This is a genomic window from Streptomyces sp. CB01635 (genome assembly GCF_002803065.1).
GTDB lineage: Bacteria > Actinomycetota > Actinomycetes > Streptomycetales > Streptomycetaceae > Streptomyces.
Map to the genome: position 1 here is coordinate 80,834 of NZ_NNBL01000013.1, position 24,028 is coordinate 104,861.

At 72.6% G+C, this 24,028-nt stretch carries 17 protein-coding genes; 5 read left to right on the plus strand and 12 right to left on the minus strand.

All coding sequences use genetic code 11. From position 1 onward, the window contains the following. Positions 1-8: 8 nt before the first annotated feature. The 6 genes from hypE to CG723_RS27670 all read right to left on the minus strand — a co-directional run bounded on the left by hypE (position 9) and on the right by CG723_RS27670 (position 7,890). Positions 9-1,040 carry a hydrogenase expression/formation protein HypE gene (gene hypE / locus CG723_RS27645; protein ID WP_234374544.1) on the minus strand — a complete coding sequence of 344 codons (1,032 nt, stop codon included), beginning with the start codon at positions 1,038-1,040 and terminating at the stop codon, positions 9-11. Between the two features lie 136 nt (positions 1,041-1,176). Next, entirely contained in the window at positions 1,177-1,764 is a 588-nt protein-coding gene (locus CG723_RS27650; RefSeq protein WP_100596225.1) for an isochorismatase family cysteine hydrolase, read from the minus strand. A gap of 87 nt (positions 1,765-1,851) precedes the next feature. After that, a complete protein-coding gene (locus CG723_RS27655; protein ID WP_234374545.1) occupies positions 1,852-4,629 on the minus strand; it encodes an amino acid adenylation domain-containing protein in 2,778 nt (925 codons plus the stop codon). Between the two features lie 23 nt (positions 4,630-4,652). Beyond that, on the minus strand, positions 4,653-5,483 hold the full coding sequence (locus tag CG723_RS27660) for an SDR family oxidoreductase (RefSeq protein ID WP_100596226.1): 831 nt from the start codon (positions 5,481-5,483) through the stop codon (positions 4,653-4,655). After that, positions 5,480-6,187, minus strand: a complete 708-nt coding sequence (locus CG723_RS27665) for a thioesterase II family protein (RefSeq protein WP_100596227.1) — start codon at positions 6,185-6,187, stop codon at positions 5,480-5,482. Before CG723_RS27665 ends, CG723_RS27660 begins: the two co-directional genes overlap by 4 nt. Positions 6,188-6,240: 53 nt before the next feature. Continuing rightward, the gene (locus CG723_RS27670) at positions 6,241-7,890 is read right to left on the minus strand and encodes a condensation domain-containing protein (protein WP_159032557.1); all 1,650 of its coding nucleotides are present in this window, start codon (positions 7,888-7,890) and stop codon (positions 6,241-6,243) included. Between the two features lie 226 nt (positions 7,891-8,116). Between CG723_RS27670 and CG723_RS27675 the strand changes: the two genes are divergently transcribed. The 5 genes from CG723_RS27675 (at position 8,117) to CG723_RS27695 (ending at position 17,726) form a co-directional block, all read left to right on the plus strand. Then, positions 8,117-8,881 (plus strand): 2OG-Fe dioxygenase family protein, encoded by a 765-nt coding sequence (locus CG723_RS27675; RefSeq protein WP_234374546.1) that lies wholly within the window; start codon positions 8,117-8,119, stop codon positions 8,879-8,881. Further along, positions 8,878-12,285: a non-ribosomal peptide synthetase gene (locus tag CG723_RS27680; protein WP_100596230.1), complete on the plus strand. Its 3,408-nt coding sequence runs from the start codon at positions 8,878-8,880 to the stop codon at positions 12,283-12,285. The genes CG723_RS27675 and CG723_RS27680 overlap by 4 nt, the downstream gene beginning before the upstream one ends. Before the next feature lie 3 nt (positions 12,286-12,288). Then, the gene (locus tag CG723_RS27685; protein WP_100596231.1) at positions 12,289-13,587 is read left to right on the plus strand and encodes an MFS transporter; all 1,299 of its coding nucleotides are present in this window, start codon (positions 12,289-12,291) and stop codon (positions 13,585-13,587) included. Between the two features lie 30 nt (positions 13,588-13,617). Next, complete coding sequence (locus CG723_RS27690; RefSeq protein WP_100596232.1) at positions 13,618-15,999, plus strand: M20/M25/M40 family metallo-hydrolase; 2,382 nt, start codon at positions 13,618-13,620, stop codon at positions 15,997-15,999. A 785-nt stretch (positions 16,000-16,784) separates the two neighbouring features. Beyond that, positions 16,785-17,726 (plus strand): radical SAM/SPASM domain-containing protein, encoded by a 942-nt coding sequence (locus CG723_RS27695; protein ID WP_159032558.1) that lies wholly within the window; start codon positions 16,785-16,787, stop codon positions 17,724-17,726. A 220-nt stretch (positions 17,727-17,946) separates the two neighbouring features. On the opposite strand, the gene CG723_RS27700 is transcribed toward CG723_RS27695, so the two are convergent. From CG723_RS27700 to CG723_RS27725, 6 genes are all read right to left on the minus strand, one after another. After that, positions 17,947-18,387 (minus strand): hypothetical protein, encoded by a 441-nt coding sequence (locus CG723_RS27700; protein ID WP_100596234.1) that lies wholly within the window; start codon positions 18,385-18,387, stop codon positions 17,947-17,949. 265 nt (positions 18,388-18,652) lie between these two features. Beyond that, positions 18,653-19,942 (minus strand): diaminopimelate decarboxylase, encoded by a 1,290-nt coding sequence (locus CG723_RS27705; RefSeq protein WP_159032559.1) that lies wholly within the window; start codon positions 19,940-19,942, stop codon positions 18,653-18,655. Positions 19,943-19,987: 45 nt separating this feature from the next. Next, a complete protein-coding gene (locus CG723_RS27710; RefSeq protein WP_100596236.1) occupies positions 19,988-21,013 on the minus strand; it encodes a fatty acid desaturase family protein in 1,026 nt (341 codons plus the stop codon). 26 nt (positions 21,014-21,039) lie between these two features. After that, the gene (locus CG723_RS27715; protein WP_100596237.1) at positions 21,040-21,981 is read right to left on the minus strand and encodes a GNAT family N-acetyltransferase; all 942 of its coding nucleotides are present in this window, start codon (positions 21,979-21,981) and stop codon (positions 21,040-21,042) included. A 47-nt stretch (positions 21,982-22,028) separates the two neighbouring features. Next, positions 22,029-23,036, minus strand: coding sequence for a TauD/TfdA family dioxygenase (locus tag CG723_RS27720; RefSeq protein ID WP_100596238.1), 1,008 nt, complete (start codon positions 23,034-23,036; stop codon positions 22,029-22,031). Then, positions 23,033-24,025 (minus strand): TauD/TfdA family dioxygenase, encoded by a 993-nt coding sequence (locus CG723_RS27725; protein ID WP_100596239.1) that lies wholly within the window; start codon positions 24,023-24,025, stop codon positions 23,033-23,035. The genes CG723_RS27720 and CG723_RS27725 overlap by 4 nt, the downstream gene beginning before the upstream one ends. Between the last annotated feature and the right edge of the window lie 3 nt (positions 24,026-24,028).

The following is a 24,028-nucleotide window of genomic DNA, read 5'->3' on the forward strand; positions in this document are numbered from 1 at the left end:
TCCTCGGATCAGCACAGCCGGGGAAGCTCGGCGCCCTGCAGTTCCTCGATCTCCTGGATCCGGCCGTCCTTGCCGGCCATCTCCACGACCGGCTCCGGGCGTGCGGTGACCTCGCCGACGATGACGGCGTCCTTGCCGTAGGGGTGGCTGCGCAGCACGCGCAGGACCTCGTCCGCGTGCTCGGGCGCCACGAACAGCGCCAGACAGCCCTCGTTGGCGCAGTTGATCGGGTTGATGCCGAGCATGTCCGCGGCCATCGCCGTCTCGAAGCTGATCGGCAGCGCCTCCTCCTCGACCCGTACGGCGTGGCCGAGGGCGGAGGCGTACTCGTGGAGCACCGCGTTGAGGCCGCCGCGCGTCACGTCGCGCATGGAGCGCACCGCGGACTCGGGCACCGCGCCGCGGACCGTGTCGATCATGTTGTTCAGCGGGGCGCAGTCGCTGAGCACGTTCTTCTCGAAGCCGAGGCCCTCGCGCACCGAGAGGAGATGGATGGTGTGGTCGCCGATGGGGCCGCTGAGCAGGATCTTGTCGCCTACGGCCACGTCCTTCATGCGCTTGGGCGGGGAGGTGAAGACGCCGACGCCGGTGGTGTTGAGGAAGATGCCGTCGGCCTCGCCCTCCCCGACGACCTTGGTGTCACCGGCGACGATCTTGATGCCCGCCTCGCGCGCGGTGTCCCGGACGGACTCCAGAGCGCGGTGCAGCCCGGAGAGCGGGAACCCGCTCTCCAGGATCATCGCCAGGGTGAGGTAGCGGGGCTCGGCGCCGGCCACCGCGAGGTCGTTGACGGTGCCGCACACCGCGATCTTGCCGATGTCGCCGTTGCCGAAGAACGGCGGGTCCACCACGAAGGAGTCGGTGGTCATGGCGAGAGCGCCGTTCAGCGGCGGGAGGATGGCGCTGTCCTCCATCTCGCCGAGGTAGACGTCCCCGAGCACCTCCACGACGAACTCGACGAGTTCCCGGCTGAGCCGGGCCCCGGTCCCGTGGTCAAGGACGATTTCCTGGTCCAGCAAGGACGTCGTGGCCGTCGGCAACGTGACTCCCGGTGGGGTCGAAGACGTACGCGGATGAGGGGGCGGCTGAAGCGGGGTGAGGCGGGGTGATGAGGGGGCGGCGCGGGGAGGGGCGCCGCCCGCCGGCGAGGCCGGTCGCGGGTTCGCGGACCGAGGCTCAGGGGGTGCGGAACACCTTGCGCGGCAGGTCGCCGTCGGCGTCGAGGACGCGGACGATCTCATCGGACGGCGCCACGGTCGCGCAGTAGCCGTCCAGCCAGTCCAGGGCGCGCACCTTGTCGTGCTCCTGGGCCGAGACGACGCAGTCGCTGGGGACCCAGACGTTGTAGCCGCGGAAGAACGCGTCGGCGGCCGTGGTCTGCACGCAGATCTGGCCCTGCATGCCGGTCACGATGACGGTCTCGACGCCGAGGGCCTGCAGCCGCTCGTGCAGGTCCGTCTCGTAGAAGCCGCTGTCCTTGTTCTTCTCGACGAGGATGTCGGTGTCGTCCAGGAAGACGGGCAGGATCTCGGCGCCCTGGGTGCCCTTCTGCGCGGGCAGTCGGCCGCCCTCGTACCGCTCGGCGACCGGGTCGTCCGCCTTGTTGATCAGCTGCAGGTGCAGCACGTGGTGGCCGCGCTGGCGCATGTCCTTGAGGAAGCCCGAGAAGCTGGGGGTGGCCTCCGCCACGGCGTCGATGCGCTCCTGGTTCTTGTTCACCAGGTCGTACTGAAGGTCATTGGTGAGGACCGCGACCTTGCTCATGAACACTCCTCGAATCGGTGTCAGGTCTCGAACATCCCGCCGCCGGTGGCATCCCGGACAGTCGGGCAAAGCCCTTACACGGCCCGGTCAGGCCGTCCTCGCCGCCTCGGCGGGCGCCGTGGAGGCGGCCTCGGCCATTGCCGACGGGGTGCGCAGCCGGTACACGTCGCGCACGTCGACACGGACGCCCGCGTCCCGCAGCAGGTGCACGACGCGCAGCGCGCGCAATGAGTTGCCGCCCAGCTCGAAGAAGTCGTCGCCGCCCGCGACCTGTTCGCCGAACGCGGTGTGCCAGGCGGCGAGCACGGCGGCCAGCGTGCCCTGTGCGGACTCGTCCGCCACACAAGGGAGTTCACCGCCGGCGGCCCGGGGCACGGGCAGCGCGGCCACGTCCACCTTCCCGTTCACGGTGAGCGGCAGCTCGGCGAGCGGGGTGACGGTGGCGGGCACCATGTACTCGGGCAGCAGCCGGGCGGCGTGCCGGCGGACCTCGCGGGCATCGGCCCCGTCCAGTACGGCGTACGCGTCGAGGGTGGCGTCCTCGCCGTTCGCGTCCGTGGGGCGGGTCAGTACGACCGCCGCGGCACGCACCGAGGGGTGGGTGAGCAGCACCGAGCGGATCTCGTCGAGTTCGATGCGGTGACCGCGCAGCTTGACCTGGCTGTCGAGGCGGCCCAAGTGCTCCAGGCGGCCGTCGGGCAGCTGCCGGCCCTTGTCGCCGCTGAGGTAGAGGCGGCCTTCGCCGTCCGGGTCGGGTACGAACCGCTCGGCGGTCAGCTCGGGCCGTCCCAGGTACTCAAGGGCGAGGCCGTCCCCGCCGACCGCTATCTCGCCCACGCAGCCGGGCTGCACCAGCCTGCCGCGTGCGTCGAGGACCCGCACGCTCCAGCCGGGCAGCGCGCGGCCCACCGACTGCGAGGAGGCGAGGGCGTCGGCGCGGGTGACGGTCTGGGCCGTCACGTGCACGGTGGTCTCCGTGATGCCGAACATGTTGACCATCCGGCACGCGGACTCCGGATGCGTGTCGAACCACGGGAGCAGGGCGCGGGCGTCGAGCGGCTCCCCGCCGAAGACGACGAGCCGCAGGGCGAGCGGCGTCGGCGCCGTGCGCTCCAGGGGCAGCAGCCGGGAGAAGGCCGACGGGGTCTGGTTGAGCACCGTCACCCGTTCATCGAGGAGCAGCGCGCGGAAGTCCTCGGGGGAGCGGCAGGTCCAGTACGGCACGACGACCAGGCGCCCGCCGGTGCCCAGAGCGCCCCAGATCTCCCAGACCGAGAAGTCGAACGCCGCCGAGTGGAACCACGTCCACACGTCCTGCGGGCCCAGGCGGAAGTCGTCGGCCGTGGCATCCAGGAGGCGCCCCACGTTGCGGTGCGGCACGACGACGCCCTTGGGGCGCCCGGTGGAGCCCGACGTGTAGATGATGTACGCCGGATCGTCCGGCCCCACCGTGCCGGGCTCCTCCCACGCGCCCTGTCCGGCGGCGAGTTCCCGCAGGCGTGGCAGGGTCACGGTGGCGTGGTCGGCGAAGGCGTTGCCGTCGTCCTTGCCGCCGTCCTCGACCACCACCAGGGACAGGCCCGCGTCGTCGGCGGTGTAGGCCAGGCGGTCGGCCGGATAGGTGGGGTCCAGCGGTACGTAGGCGGCGCCCGCCGTCATCACCGCGAGGAGCACCGACACCAGCTGTGCCGAACGGTCCAGGCACACCCCGACGCGGTCGCCCGGGCGCACACCGAGCCCTCGCAGAGCGGCGGCGAACCGGTCGCTCCTGTCGACGAGTTCGCGGTACGTCCAGGTGTGCTCGCCCTGCGGGTCTCTCAGGGCGACGGCGTCCGGGGTCTGCTCGGCGCGGTCCCGGACCAGCTGGTCGATGCGGCGCGGCCCGCTGTCCGCGGCGCGCGGGGTGCGGCCGAGATCCAGGATGCGGGCTCGCTCGGCCGGCTCGTGCAACGCGATGTCGGCCAGCGGGAGATTCTGGTCCCCGCACAGCAACTGGTGTGCCACCAGGGCAAGTTGCTGCTCAAAGTCTGTCGGCAGCTGGTCCGCGGGCGTTCCGGGCAGGGTCCAGCAGTGCACCTGCGGGGTGCCGTCCGCGTCGGAGGCGGTGACCCGCACGGTGACCGGGTGGCGGGCGTCCAGCGCGGGCAGCCGCCGCACCGCGGGCACGGCCCGCGGCCGGAGGTCCACATCGAGGGCGAGCCGCGGCCCGCCGCCGCCGTCCTGGGCACCCGGCCGCTCCGCCTGCTCGCGCACCCAGGCCCGGTAGGCGGACACCGGCTGGTCCTCGTCCGACACGGCCACGCAGAGCGAGACGCGGCGCACCCCGTCGGTGGTGTGGACGGCGACGTCCAGGACCGGCTCGTCCTGCGCCCGCGTCCTGGCGGCGATCAGGAGCAGAGCCGCCGCCAGGTCCGCGGCCGTGGCCATGGCCCCGCCCGCGCCGAGCCCCGGGACCGGCACCTCCCGGCACCCGGGGTCCGAATCCGAAGGGGATCCCGAGCGGGCCAGGGGCAGCGCCGGGCCGAGGGCGGCCAGCGCGGCACGGTCCAGGAGGTCGGGGCCGTCGTCGCCGGGGCCGGTCACGGCCACCAGATCCCGTACCCCGTCGGCGTATTCGAGCAGAGTGAGCCGAACACCGTGAACCCCGTCGCCCCCGTGACGGCCGTGCAGCTCGCGGGTGCGGCGACGCAGGGCAGCGGGGCTGTCCGAGGGGGCGGGCACCGGCTCGGCCCACAGGCGCAACCTGCCGGGGCCGGGCCACGGGGCGCCGGCGAGCGCGGCGCGGCAGTCCTCGGCCGAGTATCCGGGGGCGACCGCGTACACGGCGGCGTGCCGGGCGGCGACCGAAGGGGAGTTGGACGACACGGGCGTCTCCTGACCGGTCCGGGTCAACGGGCGCTGTAGCCGGCGTCGACGGTGATCACACCGCCGGTGGAGTGACGGGACTCCTCGGAGGCGAGCCACAGGGCGGCCCCCGCCACATCGTCCGCCTCCACCAGCGTGTTCATGGGCATCTGCGTGATGAACTCGGCTTCGTGGTCGGCCGGTTCGATCCCGATACTGCGGCCGATCTCCACCAGCATCCGGCCCTCCCACTCCTCGCCGTCGCGCACCGAGCCGGGGCAGACCGCGTTCACCCGCACCCGGTACGGCGCGTAGTCGAGGGCGGCGGCCTTCGTCAGGCCGACCAGGCCGTGCTTGGACGCCACGTAGCCGGCGAAGTTGCGGTACCCCACCAGACCGGCGGTGGAGGCGATGTTGACGATGGAGCCGGAGCGGGCCGCCACCATCGACGCCCCCGCGGCCTTCAGCATCCGCCAGGCGCCGTTGAGGTTGACGTCGATCATCACCGCCCACTCGTCCTCGGTGACCTCGTGCACGATCCGGCCCGAAGGACCCGCGATCCCCGCGTTGTTGACCAGCACGTCCAGTGAACCGAAGCGGTCCACGGCATCGGCCACCACCCGCTCGCAGGCCGCCGCGTCCCGCACGTCGGCGCGTGCGGTGAGCACGGCGGCCCCCTGCTCGCGGCACAGCCGGGCGGTGTGGTCGAGCTGGCTCGGGGTGGCCGCGGGGTAGGGGACGTGCGGGAGGTCGGCGGCGATGTCGACCAGGACCAGGTCGGCGCCCTGCGCGGCGAACGCCGTGGCGCAGGCACGCCCGACGCCCCGCCCGGCGCCGGTGACGATCGCGGTCCGGCCCGTGAGCCGTCCGCTCATGACGGCGTCCCGTCGCCGAGGAGCTGCCCGGCGAGCAGGTCGAGCAGCGCGGGCCACTCCTCCACCAGATACATATGGGCACCGGTGAGCTCCGCGACGGTCACCGTGCCGGTGGTGACCCGCTCCCACTCGGTGAGGTCGTCGGCCGACACCAGCCGGTCGGCGTCACCGCGTACCGCGAGGACCGGCACGTCGAGGGGCTCACGCTCGACGTACGCGTAGTTCTCGTGCATCGCCACGTCGGTGCGCAGCGGCGGCAGCACCAGATCGCGCAACTCCGGCTCGTCCAGGGCCGGGTGGCGGTATCCGGCGATCGTGTGGATACCTGCGATGAACTCGTCGTCGGCCAGGCCGGTGATCCGCCCGCGGCGCAGTGTGCCCGGCCACGTCGCGCCGGAGGCCACCAGCGTCAGCCCGTCCCGTTCCGCGGCGAGCGCGCGCGTCGCCTCGTAGGCGAGCAGCGCGCCGAAGCTGTGTCCGAGGACGGCGACCTTGTCGAAACCGGCCGTCGCGGACCGCAGGGCGGGCAGGACCGCGTCCATCAGGGCGCCGAGCTCGGTGCACTCCGGCTCGGCGAACCGCTTCTCCCGGCCGGGCAGTTCGACCGGGAGCACCGTAAGGTCCTCGCGCTGCCCCAGCCACGGGTGGAAGAAGCTCGCTCCCGCACCGGCGGGCGCGAAGCACAGAACCGCCGCACTCAACATGTCTCTCCAAAATCCGTGGGTCCGCTGGGTGGTGTGGATCGGACGGCGATCGCTCAGGCGGGCGCCTGTTCCTCGTCGGCCGTCATCCGCTGCAGTACGGCCCAGGTGACCGCCTCGAGCGTGAAGTCGGCGTAGAGGTCGCGCACCGTCATCTCGACGCCGAACTCGTCCCGCAGCCTGGCCGCGAGCCGCACCGCGAGCAGTGACTGGCCGCCCAGGTCGAAGAAGTTGTCGTGCACGCCGACGCGTTCCGTGCCGAGGAGCGCCGACCAGATCCCGGCGACCTCCTCCTCGAGCGGGGTGCGGGGCGCGACGTACTCGGTCGCGGCGGGAGCTTCGCCGTGCGCGGCGCCACCGCGCACCGCGGGGATCTCCCCGTCGGGGACGGCGGTTGCCAGCAGCTGCGACAGGGGCTCGTCGGGCCGCTCGCAGGCCGCCTCCAGGATGGCGGCGAAGTGGCGGGCGACGCGGTCGGCGGTCGCGGCGTCGTACAGGCCGGTGCGGTACTCGAGGGCGGCCGTGCAGCCGCCGTCCGCGTCGGGGCGTACCTCGAGCACCAGGTCCGACTTGGCGGTCGACGTGTCGGCGGGGATCAGTTCGAAGTCGATGCCGGCGCTGTGCCAGTGGCTCGGCCGCGTGTTCTGCAGCACCAGCATCACCTGCGAGCGCAAGCCCTCGGCGCCGGGGCCGCCGTGCCCGCGCAGCACGTCGACGGCCTGCTCGAAGGGCAGCTCCTCGCGGTCGAAGGCGTCCAGGCAGGTGTCGCGGGTCCGGCCCACCAGCGCGGCGAAGCCCGCAGTGCCGGACACCTGGGTGCGCAGCAGCAGCGGATTGACGAAGTAGCCGATCAGCCCCTCCAGTTCCGGGCGGCCGCGGCCGGCCATGGGGGAGACGACCGTGATGTCCTCCTGCCCGCAGTAGCGTGCGAGCAGCGCGTCGAGTCCGGCGAGCAGCACCATGAACAGCGTGGCCCGCTCGGCGCGGGCAAGATCCTCGAGGCGTGTCGTGAGTGCGGCGGGCAGGGTGAAGTGGTGCACGGCGGCGTGCCCGGAATCGTCGGCGTCCCGCTCCCGGTCGGCGGGCAGCGCGAGCGGCTCGGCGCCCGCCAGGGTCCGCGTCCAGTGCCCGGTCAGCTCATCGAGGGCGGCGCCGCTGAGCGCGTCACGCTGCCACACCGCGAAGTCGGCGTACTGGATGGGCAGTTCTTCCCACAGGGGCTCCACCCCGGCCAGTTCGGCGGCGTACGCGTGGGACAGCTCCTGCAGCAGGATCGCCGAGGACGCCCCGTCGGTGACGATGTGGTGCAGCGCCAGGAGCGCGATGTGGTGCTCCGGTCCGAGCCGCAGCAGCTCCAGGCGCAGCAGCGGCCCGCCGCGCAGGTCGAAGGGCGCGAACAGCACCTTGTCGGCGTAACGCCGGAAGTCGTCGGGCCCGGCGTCGAGCACCGGGACCCGCAGTTCGCGGTCCGGCCGTATCACCTGCACCGGGTCCTCGCCGTCCAGGTCGAAGACCGTGCGCAGCACCTCGTGCCGCGCCACCACCGCGTTCAGCGCCCGCTCCAGCGCCGCGCTGTCCAGCGGCCCGCGCAGCCGTACCGCCGCAGTGATGTTGTACGCAGCACGGTCGGGGTCCACCTGATGCTGCAGCCACAGGCTCTGCTGGGCGAACGAGGTCACCACCGTCAGCGAATCGTCGGCCGTCAACGTCACCCTCCCTGTCCGACTGCTCGGGCAGCCCTTACCGGGATGGTCGGTCGGCCCGGACGCGCGCGGCAGTCAGGCAATGTCCTGACTGCCGCACCGGCGTGCGGGCCTGTTGCATCCAAAGACCGCTCGCGGGGCCTCACCTGGGCGACGCGTGCCGATGCGATCCGTCCGCACCGCCGCCGGGGCCCTGTCCCCGGCCGCCCACCGAAAGGGGCTCGACCTCGTGTCCGAGACCACCACGGCCGCCGCGCAGACGCGGACGGTGACCGCCGCCGTCACAGGCCTGTCGGGATGGGGCGGCCATCTGCTGACCGCACCGGAGGTGCGCCGGCTCACCGGCACCGGCCCGCAGGACTGGGCACGCTTCGCCCGCCACTGGGACGACCTCACCGTCGACACCTTCATGAAGGACGGGGGCACCTACCGCTACCGGCGCTACGGGCACTTCCGCCTCGACGCCCGCACCGGCGAGCTGACCGCGCAGCCCCATGCCCCCTACTTCCAGGACAGCGACCTCAACCCGCTCAACGGCGGCGTGCAGCGCAGCTTCGACCCGCTCACCGAGGCGTTCCTCGCCGACCCTCTGACGGCCGCCGTCGTGCACCTGCTCGGCGACGTGTTCTCCCGGGCCGAAGGCGTCCGGCTCTGGGATGTCAAGCTGCACCCGTTCCGGATCGTGACCAGCCCCGACCAGACCGGCAGGCCCGCCCCTCAGGGCCGCCACCGCGACGGCGGGGCCTACGTCACCTCGCTCCTGGTCGACCGCACCAACGTCAGTGGCGGCGAGAGCTCCCTCTACGACGACGACGGCAACCAGCTGTTCGCGGTGACCCTCGGCGAACCCGGCGACCAGCTCCTGGTCGACGACCGCAAGGTGCTGCACGACGTGACACCCCTGGCCCCCGTCGACCCGGCCCGCCCCAGCCACCGCGACGTACTGATCGTCGACTTCGACCCCGTCGCGGCCGACGTGGAGGGACAGCGATGACCGAGACCCTGCCCGCTGACACCTCCGCCCTGCAGCGCGCCGTGGCAGAGCTCAGCCCCGAGCGGCGCGCCCTGCTCGCCCGCCACCTGGCCCGCGGCAGGGCCGGCTCCGGCATCTCGGTCACGGCTCTGCCGCGCACCGGGGAGGCCCAGCGCTACGTGGCATCCCCCGGCCAGCAGCAGCTCTACTACCAGTACCAGCTCGACCCGTCCGCGGTGAACTACCTGCTGCCGATCGCGGTGCGGCTGCGCGGCGACCTGGACACCCAAGCGCTGGAGCGGGCCCTCGCCGCGGTCGTCGCCCGCCACGAGGCGCTGCGCACCCGCTTCGCGACCGACCCCGAACACGGCGTGGTGCAGGTCGTCGGCACCCCCGACGAGGTGCGCGTCGCGCTCGGACGCGGCCGGGCCCGCGCCGACGAGGTGCCCGCACTCCTCGACCGGATCGCCCGACGCCCCTTCGACCTGTCCGCCGCGCCGCTGCTGCGCGCCAACCTGTGGCAGCTCACCGACGACCCCGAGGCCCCCGACGGCCGCACCTGGCTGCTGACCCTGTGCGTCCACCACATCGTCGTGGACGGCTGGTCGCTCGGCGTCCTCGTCGACGAACTCACCGAGGGGTACGCGGCCCAGCTCGCCGGGCGCCCCGCGAACCTGCCCGAACTCGCCGTGCAGTACCCGGACTTCGCGGCAGCCCATCACACATGGCTGGCCGGTGACGAGGCCGCGCGGCAGATCGCCCACTGGCGCGAACAGCTCGACGGCGTGCTCCCCCTGGAACTCGCCGGCGACCGGCCCCGACCGGCCAGGCCGACGTTCTCCGGCGCCGCCGTCCGCATCGACCTGGACGCCCAGCTCGTCGAGCGGGCCGACCGGCTCGGCCGCACCGAGAAGGCGACCCCGTTCATGGTGCTGCTCGCCGCGTACGCCGTGGTGCTGCACCGCTGGTCGGCCGCGCGGGACCTGGTCATCGGCACCGCCGTCGCCGGACGCACCCGTCCCGAATCGGAGCCGCTCATCGGCTTCTTCGTCAACACCCTCCCGCTGCGCGTGACCGTCGACGACGCCGCCTCCTTCCGCGAGCTGCTGCGCGCCACCCGCGACAGCAGCCTCGACGGCTTCGCCCGCCAGGACGTGCCCTTCCCGCGGATCGTGCGCGAGGTCGGCGGCGAACGCACCAGCGGCCGCTCGGCCCTGGTGCGCGCCCTGTTCGCGCTGCGCAACGTCCCCCTGCGCCACCTGGAACTGGCCGGCGTGCGCGCCGAGACGCTCAACCTGCCCAAGACCGGGTCCGACATCGACCTGTCCCTGGAGTTCTCGCCCGCCGAGCACGGCGGCGGCCTGACCGGCTGGCTGTCGTACTCCTTCGACCTGTTCGACCAGGACACCGCCGAACGCATCGCCCGCGCCGTCCACCAGGTCCTCACCGCCGCGATCGCCTCCGACGGCGACACAGCCGTACGCGACCTGCCGGTCCTGACCGAGGAGGAGCACACCACGCTGGCCCTGCACTGGTCGGGCCGCGACGCGTCCGCCCCGGGCGGCGACGGCCTCCTCGACGCCTTCCACGCCCACGCGCTCGCCACCCCCGACGCCACCGCGGTCGTCGCCGACGTCCCGCCCCCCGCCACCGGGCACCGTCTCACCTACCGGGAACTGGACGAGCGGGCCGGCCGGCTGGCCCACCTGCTGCGGGCCCGCGGCATAGGCCCCGAGGACCGGGTGGCGCTGCTGCTGCCACGCGGCCTCGACCTGTTGGTCTGCCTCCTCGCCGTGCTCAAGGCGGGAGCCGTCCTCGTACCGCTGGAGAGTGAGCACCCCGCGGGGCGCCTGGCCGGGATCGTCGCCGACGCCACGCCGTGCCTGACCCTCACCGACACCCGGCTCGCGGCCCGGCTGCCCGAGGGCACGCCGGTACTCACCGTGGAGGACCTGCCCACCCTCACCGCGCACCACCCGGCGACCGGGCCCGACGTGCCGGAACTGCCCGGCAGCGGCGCGTACGTCCTCTACACCTCCGGCTCCACCGGCGCCCCCAAGGGCGTGCTCATCACCCGTGCGGGACTGGCCAACCGGCTGGCCGGCATGTGCGCGGACCTCGGCCTCGGCGCCGACGAACGCGTGTTGCACAAGACCCCGTTGAGCGCCGACACCTCGATGTGGGAACTCCTGGTCGCGCTCCGTTCGGGCGGCCGCGTGGTGCTCGCCGCCCCGGGCCTGGGCACCGACGTCGACTACCTGTACTCCGTGCTCGCCCGGCACTCCGTCACCACCTGCTTCTTCGTGCCCTCGGCGCTGCGCCCCGCCATCGGCCTCGGCGGGCTGCCGCGCGCCGCCGCCGCCCTCAGGCTGGTGATCAGCGCCGGCGAGGAGCTGCCGGCCGACCTCGCCGACCAACTTCTCCTCCAGGTACCGCACATCCGCCTGGTGAACTCCTACGGGCCGACCGAGACCACCATCAACATCGCCGAGCACACCGTCACCGCGCCCGCCGCATCCCCCGTGCCCATCGGACGGCCGGTGCCGGGCGGCGACCTCTACGTCCTGGACGGCGCCGGCCGCGTGCAGCCCGTCGGCGTTCCCGGCGAACTCCACGCGGGCGGCGTCCAGGTGGCGCGCGGCTACCTCGGCCGCCCCGCCCAGACCGCCGAGGTCTACGTCCCGCACCCCTTCGTCCCCGGCGCCCGCGTCTACCGCACCGGTGACCGGGCCCGCTGGCGCCCCGACGGGACCCTGGAGTTCCTCGGCCGCACCGACCACCAGGTCAAGATCCGCGGCTTCCGCGTCGAACCCGCCGAGGTGGAGACCGCGCTGCGCGCCCACCCCCAGGTCGCCGACGCCCTCGTTCTCGCCGTCGCGGCCCCGGACGGCGGCGCCCGCCTGGTCGGCTATGTGACCGCGGCGCCCGGGCAGAGCGCGCCGGACACTCCGGCCCTGCGCACACATCTGCGCGCGGCGCTGCCCTCGCCGATGGTCCCGGATGTCTTCGTCGCGCTCGACGCCTTCCCGCTCACCCCGTACGGCAAGATCGACCGGGCCGCGCTGCCCCGGCCGGGCCGCGCCCCGGCAAAGGAGCGCCGGGCGCCGGCGGACGACCTGCAGCACGTGCTGGCCGGTGTCTGGGAGCAGACCCTGGAGATCACCGACGTCTCGGTCGACGACGACTTCTTCGAACGCGGCGGCCATTCGGTGCTCGCCACCATCGTCGTCTCCAGCATCCGTGAGCTGTTCCGGCTCGAACTTCCCCTGCACTTCTTCGTCGAGGCGCCCACCGTCGCCACCCTCGCCACGCTGATGCGCGCCGAGGGAGCCGAGGCAGGCATCGACGTGGACCGGGTGGCCGCCCTTGTGCGGCAGGTGCAGAGCATGTCGCACAACGAGGTGCAGCAGAAGCTGGAGGGCTGACCCGTGGCGCCGCGCACGCCGCGTTTCGCGTACGGGTACGGGCGCCTGTGGGCGGCGACCGCCGCCTCCGGATTCGGCGACGGCACCCGCACCGCCGCCCTCGCCGTCTACGCGGCCACCCTCACCCACGACCCCTTCGCGGTCGCGCTGGTGGCGATGGCGGGAAAGCTGCCGTGGACCTGCGTGGGGCCGTTCGCCGGCGCCCTGGTGGACCGCCTCGACCGGTGGCGCACCCTGTGGATCTGCGACGTCGCCCGGGTCCTGGTCACCGGTGCGCTGGTCCTGCTGATCCTCACCGACCGGGCCGGAATCACCGTCCTCGCCGTCATCTCGTTCCTGCTCACCTCGATCACGACGCTCGCCGAGAACCTGTCGCAGGCCATCGTCCCCGACGTGGCCGGCGGCGGCTCCCTGGACTCCGCCAACAGCCGCCTGATGGGCGGTCAGCTGGTGAGCAGCGAGTTTCTGGGAGCGCCGCTGGGCACCGCCCTGTTCGCGCTCGGCCGGCCGGTGCCGTTCGCCGTGGACACCCTGTCCTTCGCCGTCTCCGCGGTCCTGGTGTTCAGCATCCGCCTGTCGGGCGCCCGCCCCGCGCCGACAGCAGCGGGCAGGCTGACCGCGCGCGCCGTGGTGTCCGAGACCGCCGACGGCATCCGCTGGCTGTGGCGCCACCGAGTGCTGCGCACCGTGTGCGTACTGGTCGGCGCGCTCAACTTCGCCGTGGTCGCGGTCCTGAGCATCGCCGTCCTGTACGCGCTGAACGTGCTGCACATCAGCCAGCGCGCCTATGGCCTGCTCCTGGCCGTCCTCGCCGTGGGCGGCCTGGCCGGGGTGCTGCTCGCCCCCCTCGTCACCCGGGCCATCGGCCGCGCCCGCACGCTCCAACTGGCCTTCGCGCTGTGCCCGTTGCCGTTCCTGATCGCCGGACTCACCTCGCTCCCGCTGCTCGCCGCCGGCGCCCTGGCCTTCGTCGGCGCCGCCATCTCACTGGCGACCGTGGTGACCACCTCGCTGCGGCAGTCGCTGGTGCCCGGCGAACTGTTCGGCCGGGTCAACGGCGGCTACCGGTTCGTCGTCAACGGAGTGTCTCCGCTCGGCGGCGTGGCCGGCGGCGCGCTCGCCGAAGCCGCTGGGCTGCGCGCCCCGTTCCTGTTCGCCGCCGCCCTGCTCGCCGCGGCCACCGTGACGGCGCTGCTGCGACTGTCCCCGGCCGCCCTCGACGCGGCGGGGGACGACAGGCCCGCCCCGCGGACCGGACAGGCCGTGGCGGCCGAACGGACCGAGGCACCGGAACGGACCTGAGCACACCGACGACAAGGAAGCAGCTGACCGATGGCCGACACCCGTACCACCCCCGCGGACCTCACCGCTGCGGAGGAACCGCGGCCACCCGCACCGGGCCCGCCCCGCCCGTCACCGGTGCGGGCCCTCCCCCGCCTGCTGGTGCCGGTGCTCGCCTTGGCCGTCGCTCTCGTCGGCGTGCTCTGGACGAGCCTGACACCCGCCCCGGCGCCGGCGTCGGCACCGGCGGGCTCCTTCTCCGCCGCGCGCGCCTACCCGCACGTGGCGGCCGTGGCGGGCGGCCCGCATGCCACCGGCACCGCGGCCCACGACCGCGCACGCGACGAAGTGGTCCGCCGCCTGCGCGAGTCGGGGCTCGGCGTACGCGCCGAGCCGGGCACCAGCAGTGACACCGGCAACGGCGCGGCCGTGGCCGCCTGGACACAGAACATCAGCGCCACCGTGCACGGCACCCACCCCAGCGGCAGGGTGCTGATCGTCGCCCACTACGACTCTGCGGAGAACAGCCACGGCGCCTCCGACGACGGCATCGGCCTCGCCACCGCGCTGGAGGTGGCCCGCGCCCTGAAGACGGGTCCGGCCCCCCGCAACGACGTCACCTTCCTGATCACCGACGGCGAGGAGCCCGGCCTGCTGGGGGCCCGCGCCTTCGTAGCCCGCGACACGGCACCGGCGGCCTCCACCGTGGTCCTCAACCTGGAGGCGCGGGGCACCTCGGGACGGGCGGTCATGTTCGAGACGGGAACCGGGAACGCCGCCGTGGTCCCCGCCCTCGGCGACCGGGTCCCGGTGGCCACCTCGCTGTCCGACGAGGTGTACCGGATGCTGCCCAACGACACCGACTTCACCGTGCTGCGCGAGGCCGGCATGACCGGCCTGAACTTCGCCGTGATCGGCACCTCCGCGAACTACCACACCCCCCAGGACAACCTCGCCCACTTCAGCCGGGCGAGCCTGCAGGACATGGGCGACACCGTCCTGGCCGCGGCCCGCCGGCTGGGCGGCGCCGATCTGAGCGGCACGTCGCACGCGGGCGGGGCCACGTACTTCACCCTGGGGCCGGTCCTCGTCCGCTACCCGATGGGCCTGGTGCTGCCCGGCGCGCTCCTCGCCGTGGCCGCCCTCGGCGCCGCCGGGTGGTACGCGCGCCGGCGCGGAGCCGTCCGGGCGCGAAAGGCCGCGCTGAGCGCGGCCTCACTGCCGCTCGCCCTGCTGGGTGCGGCGGCGGCGGTCAGCGCGGTGTGGCCCGTCGCGACCTGGCTCAGGCCGCAGTGGACCGGGTTCGCGCTGGGCAGCCCCTACACGGCAGGACCGCTGCACCTGGCCGCCGCACTCCTGACCGCAACTGCCCTGTGGGTGTGGGCGGTGGTGATGCGCCGCCGGGTCAGCGCCCTGGAGGCGGGCGCCGCGGTCACCGCGTGGCTGACCCTGTGCACCCTGCTGAGCGCCGTCTGGCTGCCGGGCGCCTCGTACCTGTTCCTGTGGCCCGCGCTCACCGGGGCGGCGGGCCTCGCGGCCGCGGCCCGCATCGCCCCCGGCTCGCCATGGCGCGGCGCACTGGCCACGGCGCCTATCGTGCCGTGCGCCGCCCTGCTGGTGCCGGTGGGCGCGCTCCTCTTCGACACGGTGCCGATCGCCTTCGCCGCCGCCCCGGCCCTCCTGCTCGCCCTCGCGCTCGCCACCGCACTGCCCGCGGTGCCCGCCAAGACCCGCCGCCGCTCGCTCGTCACAGGCACCGGCCTCGGCACGGCAGCCGCCCTCGCCGCGCTCGGCGCGGCCCTGCTCGCCGGTGCGCCCACCGCGTCCCGCCCCGCGCAGGTCAGCCTCCTCTACGCGCTGGACGCCGACACCGGCCGCGCCCGCTGGGCCTCCAGCGGAGCGGGAGACTCCGCCTGGCTCGACCACTACGTCGGCGGCGCCACGGCGTCTCTGGAGAGCACCTTCCCGTCCCTCGACCAGCCGTCCCGCTGGCACACCGGGCCCGCGCCCGCCGCGACCGTCGCCGTCCCCGAGGTGAAGGTCGTCTCCACCACCCGCACGGGCGACGTCCGCCGCATCACCCTGTCCGTGCGCGCCACGGACGCGAGGGCCGCGGAGATCGGCCTGTACGCGGACGCCGGCGGCGCAGCCGTGGTGCGCGCCGAGGTGGCCGGACAGTCCGTCCCCGGCGGGACCAACCGGCCCTTCGCAAGCGACGGCTGGCGCTGGGGCCTGCTCCTCGCCGCCCCGCCCACCGGGCCGGGCACCCGGGTGGAACTGACACTCCGCGGAACGCAGCCGCTGACGCTGCGCGCCGTCACCCGGACCCCGGGGCTGCCCGGGGGCACGCTGAGCGTCCCGCGTCCGGCCGACGTGACCTGGTCCGCGGACAACTCGGGACTCACGCTGGTCTCCCGCCGCTACGTGCTCTGACGGGCGGCGCGGCCTGAACACCCGGATCTCAGAAAGCATTTCGTCCCGTTGTCTCATCCCGAATTTCGGGTTGCAAATGGTTCATGCTCCGCGCCATGTCGGGGTGGATTCGGCGGCGAGTCTGCGAGTCCCCCCGACCTCGGTCTCGTTGTCGTATGGGATCGCGCAGAGGTTGACCGATGCCGTTCTCCCGGGTTGCCCGAACTGTCACCCCGGCAGCGCATTTGTAAGGAAACTGATCTGCAGTAGGGGCCGCCAGGCGGCATCGCTGTCGAGCCGGCCGACCACGGTCTCGGCCCCTCCCGTGGCGGGCTGACCAGCACGAATATTCTTGCTGTCAAGCAACTTCGGGGTCCGCGCCGGGCCGGCGGTCGGATCGTCGGATCGCCGCGGCAACGATCACCGACACCCCTTGCTCCGTTCGGATGTCATTCACGTTTCGCGGCACGGAAAAGGTGCGAATTTCCTGTGCACTTGCCAATGGCAATCCGACGCACAGGAGGAGGACGGCTGTGGCTCCAGGCGCAAAAGGGGGTGCTCTCCCCCTCATCTCAGGACCCGCGCAGTTCGCCGTTCGGTCGCGGACACTGCCCGGCGGGGAGGTGTGGTTCACCTGCGGACAAGCATGGGAGTACGACTCCGAGGACGGTCCGGCCTACGCGATCAGCATGACGATGACACCGGTGAACTGGGACGGGAACCTGCTCTTGATTCCCATCGCGGAAGACCTCAGGTCGCATTCACATGACTGACCCGCCCACTTCTTGAAGGCCGGAAGGAATCACGTGCACGCCAGCGAGACCACCCACCTCACGGAAACCAGAACACCCGATGACGTCGACGGAGTCCTGGAATTCCTCTGGCTCGAACTGACGAACCGCTGCAATCTCAAGTGTGTCCATTGCTACACGGAGTCACATCCGCACAGTGGCGACCGCGACATCCTGACCGCCGACGACTACGAGGCGGTCATGGCCCAGGCCTACGACCTCGGCTGCCGCAAGGTGCAGCTCATCGGCGGCGAACCCCAGCTCAACCCGGAATTCCGGCGTCTGCTGCGCCGCAGCGTGGAACTCGGATTCGAGTTCGTCGAAGTGTTCAGCAACCTCACGATGCTCGACGAGGACACCATCACGTTTTCGTCCGAGAACGGAGTGCATTTCGCCACCTCGGTCTACGCTGACGAACCGGCCGCACACGATGCCGTCACCACCGTACGGGGCAGTCACCGGCGCACCATCGAGAACCTGCGTCGCCTCGTCCAGCGTGGGGTCCGCACCAGGGCCGCCGTCATCGACGTGAACCAGGATGCGGAGTCCGCGGAACGCACCGTGAAATTCCTGACCGACCTCGGCGTCAGTGGATCCACCCGGTCGTCCGAGGTGCGGGAGTTCGGTCGCGCGAAGGAACTCCTCGGGCAGGAATCGAGCATGTCCGGCCTGTGCGGATACTGCTGGAGCGGAAAGCTCGCCGTCGCTCCGGACGGAAAGGTCTTCACGTGCGTCATGGCGCGGGACTGGCCGGTCGGAGACGTCCCCAGCCAATCGCTCGGCGAGATTCTGCACGGTGGCGAACTCGCCCGGATCCGCCGCGAGATCCACGAGACGGTGTGGCTGCCCGCTACCGCCGACAAGGAACGCTGCCCCCAGACCTGCGGGCCGGACCTCGTCTGCCCGTGCGACCCCCTGCTCTGTCCCAAGTGCTGCGGCCCCACGCGCCTGAGGTGACCGACACGGCCTGTAGCGAAGACGAACCCCAGAGCAACCCCGTTCCCCCGTACGGCCCGCCTGTCCACGACGCGATCGCCACCGACGGGAGCAGGTGAAGGCCGTCGCCGAGGCTGCCAGAAAGGCCCTCTACGGGGTCGATTTCCCACCTCACGGTGGAGCAGTACGACGAGGTGAAGGGCCGGCCGCCTCCGTACCCTCGGCCGCGCCGTATCCCCCGTCAGCGGCGGCCGGTGGCCAGGATGACGAGGAACTGGCCGCCGCCCGCCTCGATGCCGGCGGTCACCGGCAGCCCCGGTACCAGTCGGGAGAACCGGTCCACCAGCCAATCCGCCGCTTCTTGGGCGTCCTGCCTGGTCGGACAACGGCCCACCACCTCGCGGCCTCCCTTGCGCTCCAGCCGCGCGGCAACGGCGATCAGCGGCGCGGGTTCGGCCACGTACGGGCGGTCCGGCCAGGCGATGACCACCTTGACCGCGCCCTTGCGGGTGTTGCACACGCGGTGCGCGAGCCGCTCGGCGACCTTGGCCTTCCGGTCGGCGGTCCGGCTGTCAACGCTGGGTCCCTGCGGGTCGTTCACCGACTTGTCGGGGTCGACCGGTTCGTCGCACACCCAGCACCGCCAGCCGTCGCGCTCGGCCACATCATCGAGGAGACTCATGCGGGCAAACTAGCCTGCCCAGCCGCCACCCCGCATACCAGGGCCTCGGCAACCAGGTGAGCCCTGGCCCACGTCGTTCCGGAACATCGTGAGAACGATCAAGGATCTCCGGCCGCCGTCCGACGTCGCCGGCCTCTGGGTGAAGGTCACCGTGGCGACCGTGACCAGCGACTTTCGGGTTCAGAGACAGGTGGTCGACAGCCCTCACGCAAGACGCTCGGCCGGATACCCCGGCCGAGCGTCCGTGTGTTTTGCTGACGAGACCTCACAGACCCTCGGGGATCCGCTCGTTGACGATGACCTGCTCGATGCTCTGGCGGGACCGGATCAGGTCGAAGCTGCCGTCGGCGCGGCGCAGCACCTCGGCGGCCTCGGGGTAGGAGTTGAAGTTCTTCATCGACATCGAGGAGCAGTAGCTGCCCGCCCGCTCGATGACGACGTAGTCGCCGATCTCCGTGTGGCCGAGCGGCACCGGCGCCAGCTCCTCCTGCTTCGCGGTGAGCACGTCACCGGCGATGCAGCAGTGGCCGACCACGTTGAACTTCTCGCGGTCGTCGGCCGCGCGCTCGGCGCCGCCCGTGGCGGGGACCGACACGATCGGGTGCTGGACGCCGTAGTAGGACGGGCGCGCGATCTCGGTCAGACCACTGTTGATCTTGAGGAAGGAATTGCCTTCCGCGCCGGTGTCCGCCTTGTCGATGACCTTGGTGACCAGCGAGCCGGCCAGCGCCGTCAGATAGGTGCCGGGCTCCACCTCGGTGTGCAGCCGGCGGCCGGTCTCCTCGGCGAACTGCTTGAGCTCGTCGGCGACGACGCGGGCCCACTCGGTGTGGTCGTAGACCGGGTCGCTCTGCAGGGCCGAGACCCGGTAGCCGCCGCCGAGGTCCAGGGTGTGCACGTCCTGGAAGTCGCGGGCGAAGGACAGCATGGTGCGTACCGCGTCGACGAGGATGTCCCAGTGGTGGCCGGAGCCGATGTGCGACTGGAGCCGCACCAGGCGCAGCCCGTACTGCTCGACGATCTGCTTTACCTCGGGCAGCTGCTCGTGCCAGATGCCGAAACTCGACTGCGGGCCACCGCTGTTGAGGCGGCCGACCAGGCCCGAGCCGAAGCCCGGGTTGATGCGGATCGCGACGGCACCGCCCGGGTAGGCGCGGCCGTACTCCTCGAGCTGGTGCAGGGAGCCCGCGTCGAACTGCAGCCCCTGGTCGATGAGGTCGCGCAGGTTCTCGTCGAAGACCGCCTCCTGCGCGGTCATCGAGATGCGCCCCGGCTCGACCCCGGCGAGCACCGCGCGGCGGGCCTCCCACACCGAGCTCGCGTCGAAGGAGAACCCCTCCCGGTCGAAGAGCCGGATGATCGCCTGGCCGGGGCACGCCTTGAGGGAGTAACGCACCGTCAGGCCGAAGGCGTTGGGGAGGGTGGACATCGTCTTCGACGAAGCGCGCACGGTGGCCTCGTCGTACACGAACACCGGCGTGCCGAACTCCTCGGCGACGGTGCGCACGTCGTCCGGTGCAAGAAACTTCAACTGCTCCACTGCGACCTCACTCATGTCGGGTCTCATTCCTCGAAGGTGGTTCAGGCAGGTGTCAGGTGGTCACGTCCACGGCGTGCTGCCGGGGCCGGTACGGGGGGTGGGCTCGGCCACGATGCGGCTGCGGGTGCGCAGCCGGCCGGCGAATCCCTGCGGGTCGGCGGTCATCAACTCGTCGTGCAGCAACCGCAGTTGGTGATGCGGGGCGCCGGGCCACAGGTGGTGGACGGTGTGGTAGCCGTCGCTGTGCGGATGGATGAGCCGGCGCTGGAGCGGGCCGATGTTGGTGATGGTGGAGTCGAAGACGGTGTCCGCGTCGTGGTAGCTGTGCTCGCTGGACTCCCCGATGAACCGCAGCACGGGCAGGACGAGCCCGAACCCGGTCAGCCACACCCCGGCGGCCACCGCGGCCGAGGCGGCGCCCCACAGGAGAGCCGCGGGGAGCGACACGACCAGCAGTGCCCAGCCCACCGGCAGCAGCAGCGCCGGCAGGTCCGTGGATGTGGACCGGTACCAGCCGCGTTGGTGGGCGGCGATCCGTACCAGCAGGGAACGGGCGTAGCCCACCCGGCTCGTGCGGTCCAGGCCGGTGATGTCAAGCTCCGCGTAGCGCTGCAGGTCGGGGTCGTCGTCGGTGCCGAGCCTGCTGTGGTGCACCAGGTGTTCGGCCCGGTAGCGGGCGATGCGGATACCGGTGGGCAGGCCCGCCAGGACCGTTGCGCACCTGTCGTTGGCGCGACGGTGGTGGCGGCTCCAGTTGAAGTGGCTGGCCTCGTGGACCAGGCACTCGAGCGCCCGTATCTGGCGTCCCGTGAGGATCAGTGCGGTCAGAGCCATGAGTACGCCGGCCGCGGCCGGTGCGGGCGCCGACCACCAGCCCGGCCAGGATGCCGCCAGTATCGCGGCGATCAGCACGAGTTGGTCCGCGACGGCGACCGCCGCTGTGGTGGCGAGGCGCGTGTGATGGGCCGCGCGCAGGACGGGGCGCAGCGCGGCGGGGGACTGGTAGCCGCGTGCGTAGGGGCGGCTCGCGGGCTCGGGGGTCGCCGCCGGGCGGTCTCTCGGGGACAAGGGGGCGGTCTGCGTCATGACGTACTCCAGGAGGACTCGGCGGATCAGCCGGCCGGGGCCGAGAAGAGCATCCGGATCTGGGTGTTGCGGTAACCGGCGCGTTCGAAGGCCGCCGCCATGGGTGCGTTGCCCGTGTCCGTGGTGGCGGTGATCAGTTCGGCGCCGCGCTCCGCGTGGCTGCGGGTGATCTCGGCGAGCAGCACGTCGACGTAGCCCCGGCCGCGCAGTTCGGGAACCACGCCCAGATAGCCGACGTTCGGGTTGTACGGGGTGGCCGAGGGGATCGCGAACCCGGCGACGGCCCCGTCGGGCGTGCGCGCGAGGCGCCACCAGGCGCGCTCGCCGGGGCACCCGAGGTAGAAGTCCAGTTCCTTGCGGGCCGTGGCCGAGGGCCCGTGCGCCGCGAGGTGCTGACGGGTCTCGGCGTCCAGGCTGCCCTCGGCGACCCGGCGGAAGGCGTCGAGGAACTCCTCGTCGGGCGCCTCCTCGAAGGTGAGCCGCCCCGACTCGGCCGGCACCCCGGTCCCGGGCGTCCACTCCAGGCGCAGCCGTTCCACCTCGTGGGTGAGACCGGCCGCGAGGGCCGCTTCGCGCCGCCAGGCCAGCGCGGCCGACACCGCGGGGTCGTCACGCCAGCCGTTGGACAGCGTCAGGTTGTACAGCGGCGGCTGCGCGGCGCCTGCCTGGCCGAACGCCTTGTGTCCGGCCCGCAGCAGATCGGCCGCGAGGCCCGCCCTGTCGGGCACCGAGGGCGCCACGTGCAGACAGTCCAGGGCCACCGGGTGCTCGCTCGCGGCCTGGCCCCACCACAGTGCCCGTGCCACGATGTCGCCGTCCTCCTCGGCGATCCACGACCACTGCGGCCGGTACATCCCCTCGGCGAGTTCGGCCCGGTAGCGGTCGGCCGGGATCCAGCTGATCGGCTCCTCGACAATGAAGTCGGTGACGCGGGCGAGGTCGGCGTCGGTGGTGGGGCGCAGCAGCATGGTTCCTCCGGTGGTGCGAATGGTGCGGTGACGGCCCGCGGCAGCCGTCATCGGCCGGCCGGCAGCTCGGTGTGCAGGTCGGACATGGCGACGAGGATGCGGCGGTCCCCGCGGAACGGCTCCCGGGCGTGCGTGGCGAGGTGGTTGTCCACCACGAGCACGTCGCCGCGCCGCCATGTGAACGACACGGCGGCCTCCCGGTACAGGGATCGGATCAGCTCGGCGACCTCGTTCTCGATCGGCGCGCCGTCCCCGTAGTACGCGTTGCGCGGCAGGCCCTCCTCGCCGTACTCCTCGACGAGGATCTCGGCGACCTCCGGCTCCACGTTGGACAGATGGAACAGATGGGCGTGGTTGAACCAGACCGTCTCGCCGGTCCGCGGATGCCTCGCCACCGCCTGGCGCACCGCGGTGGTGCGCAGCTCGTCGTCACCGGTCCACTCGAACGCGGTGTCCGACTGCCGGCAGTACGCCTCCACCTCGGCCCGGTCGGTGGTCTGGAACGCCACCTGCCAGGACTCGTTGAGGTCCGGGCCGTAGTTGCGCACGTACCGCACTCCGTGCCGTGTGAAGCGCTCCCGGACCTCGGCCGGGATCAGGGGGAACACCCGGCGCTCGCTGGCCACCGGCGTGGCGCCGCCCTCCGGCGACGGCAGATCGCCGAAGAAGTACAGCAGGCCGGGCCAGTTGTGGGAGTACGACATCTCGTGGTGGAACGGAATCCACTGGTCCTCGCCCAGCTCCGTCGAGGTGAACACCTTGTCGGCGACCTCGGTGCGGGTCGCGGCACGCTCCAGATATCCGAGCAGGTCCGGTGAGAACGCGCGGGCGGCCCGCCCGAACTCCTGCGGGTCCGGTACGTCGAAGCCGCGCAGCAGCAGCGCGCCGCAGCGGTCGAGGCCCGCCCGCAGCTCCTCCTTGCGGCCGGCCACCCACCGCGGCAGGTCGAGGCCCGGCTCACGCGCCTCGATCTCCAGCAGGAACGGCTCCTCGTGCAGCGGCCGGACCGTGACCGTGCCGTCCTCCAGCGCGGGGGTCAGGTCGGTGAGCGTCATGCGGGCACCTCGCCGGCGTCGATGGCGTCGGCCATGGCGGTCAGGATGCGCCGCGGGCCGACGAAGGGCTCACGGGCGTGTGCGACCAACATGTTCTCCACGACGAGCACGTCGCCGGGCTGCCAGTCGAAGCCCGTGGTCTCGGCCGCGTAGGCGGCCCGCAGCTCCGCGAGCGTCTCGCTCTCGATCGGGGAACCGTCCCCGTAGTACGTGTTGTAGGGCAGGTCCTCCTCGTCGAGGGCCTCCAGGAGACCGGCGCTGACCTCCGGGTCGAGCGACGTCACGTGGAAGAACAGCGCGTGGTTGAACCAGCTGCGCTCCCCGGTGACCGGATGCCTGCGCACCGCGGGCCTGACCTGCACGGTCCGCAGATGGTCCTCGTCCACCCACTCGGGCGTGATGTCGGCACGCGCACAGTAGGCGGCGACGTCCTCCACCCGGTCCGTCTGGAACGCCTCCTGCCACCGCAGGCTGATGCCCGGCAGGTAGTTGCGGACGTAACGCACTCCCAGGCGCTCGAACCTGTCCACCGTCTCCGGGCGCAGGCGCGCCAGGATCCGGCGGGAGTCCGCGAGCGGTGTGCGGCCGCCCTCGGTGGCCGCCCGCTCACAGAAGAAGACGATGCGTGTCGGCCACTTGGCCGTGTACGACTGCTCGTTGTGGAGCAGGATCGGCTGGTCCGCCGGGTACTCGGTGGACGTGTAGACGCCGTCGGACACCTGGCTGCGCGGCGACGACCGCTCGCCGTAGGCGAGTACCTGCGGCGACAGGGCGTCCATCACGGCCCGGAAGTCCTGCGCGCCGCGCACGTCGAAGCCGCGCAGCAGCACCGCCCCGGCCTTGCGTGCCAGTGCGTCGACCTCGTCCCGATGGGCGCTCACCCAGGCGGGCAGCGCCCCCCCAGGGCTCTCGCAGCGCACCAGCGCGGGCAGCGAACGGCCCTCCCACACCGGGCTCACGGCCACGGCGTCGTGCACCTCAATGGTCATGCT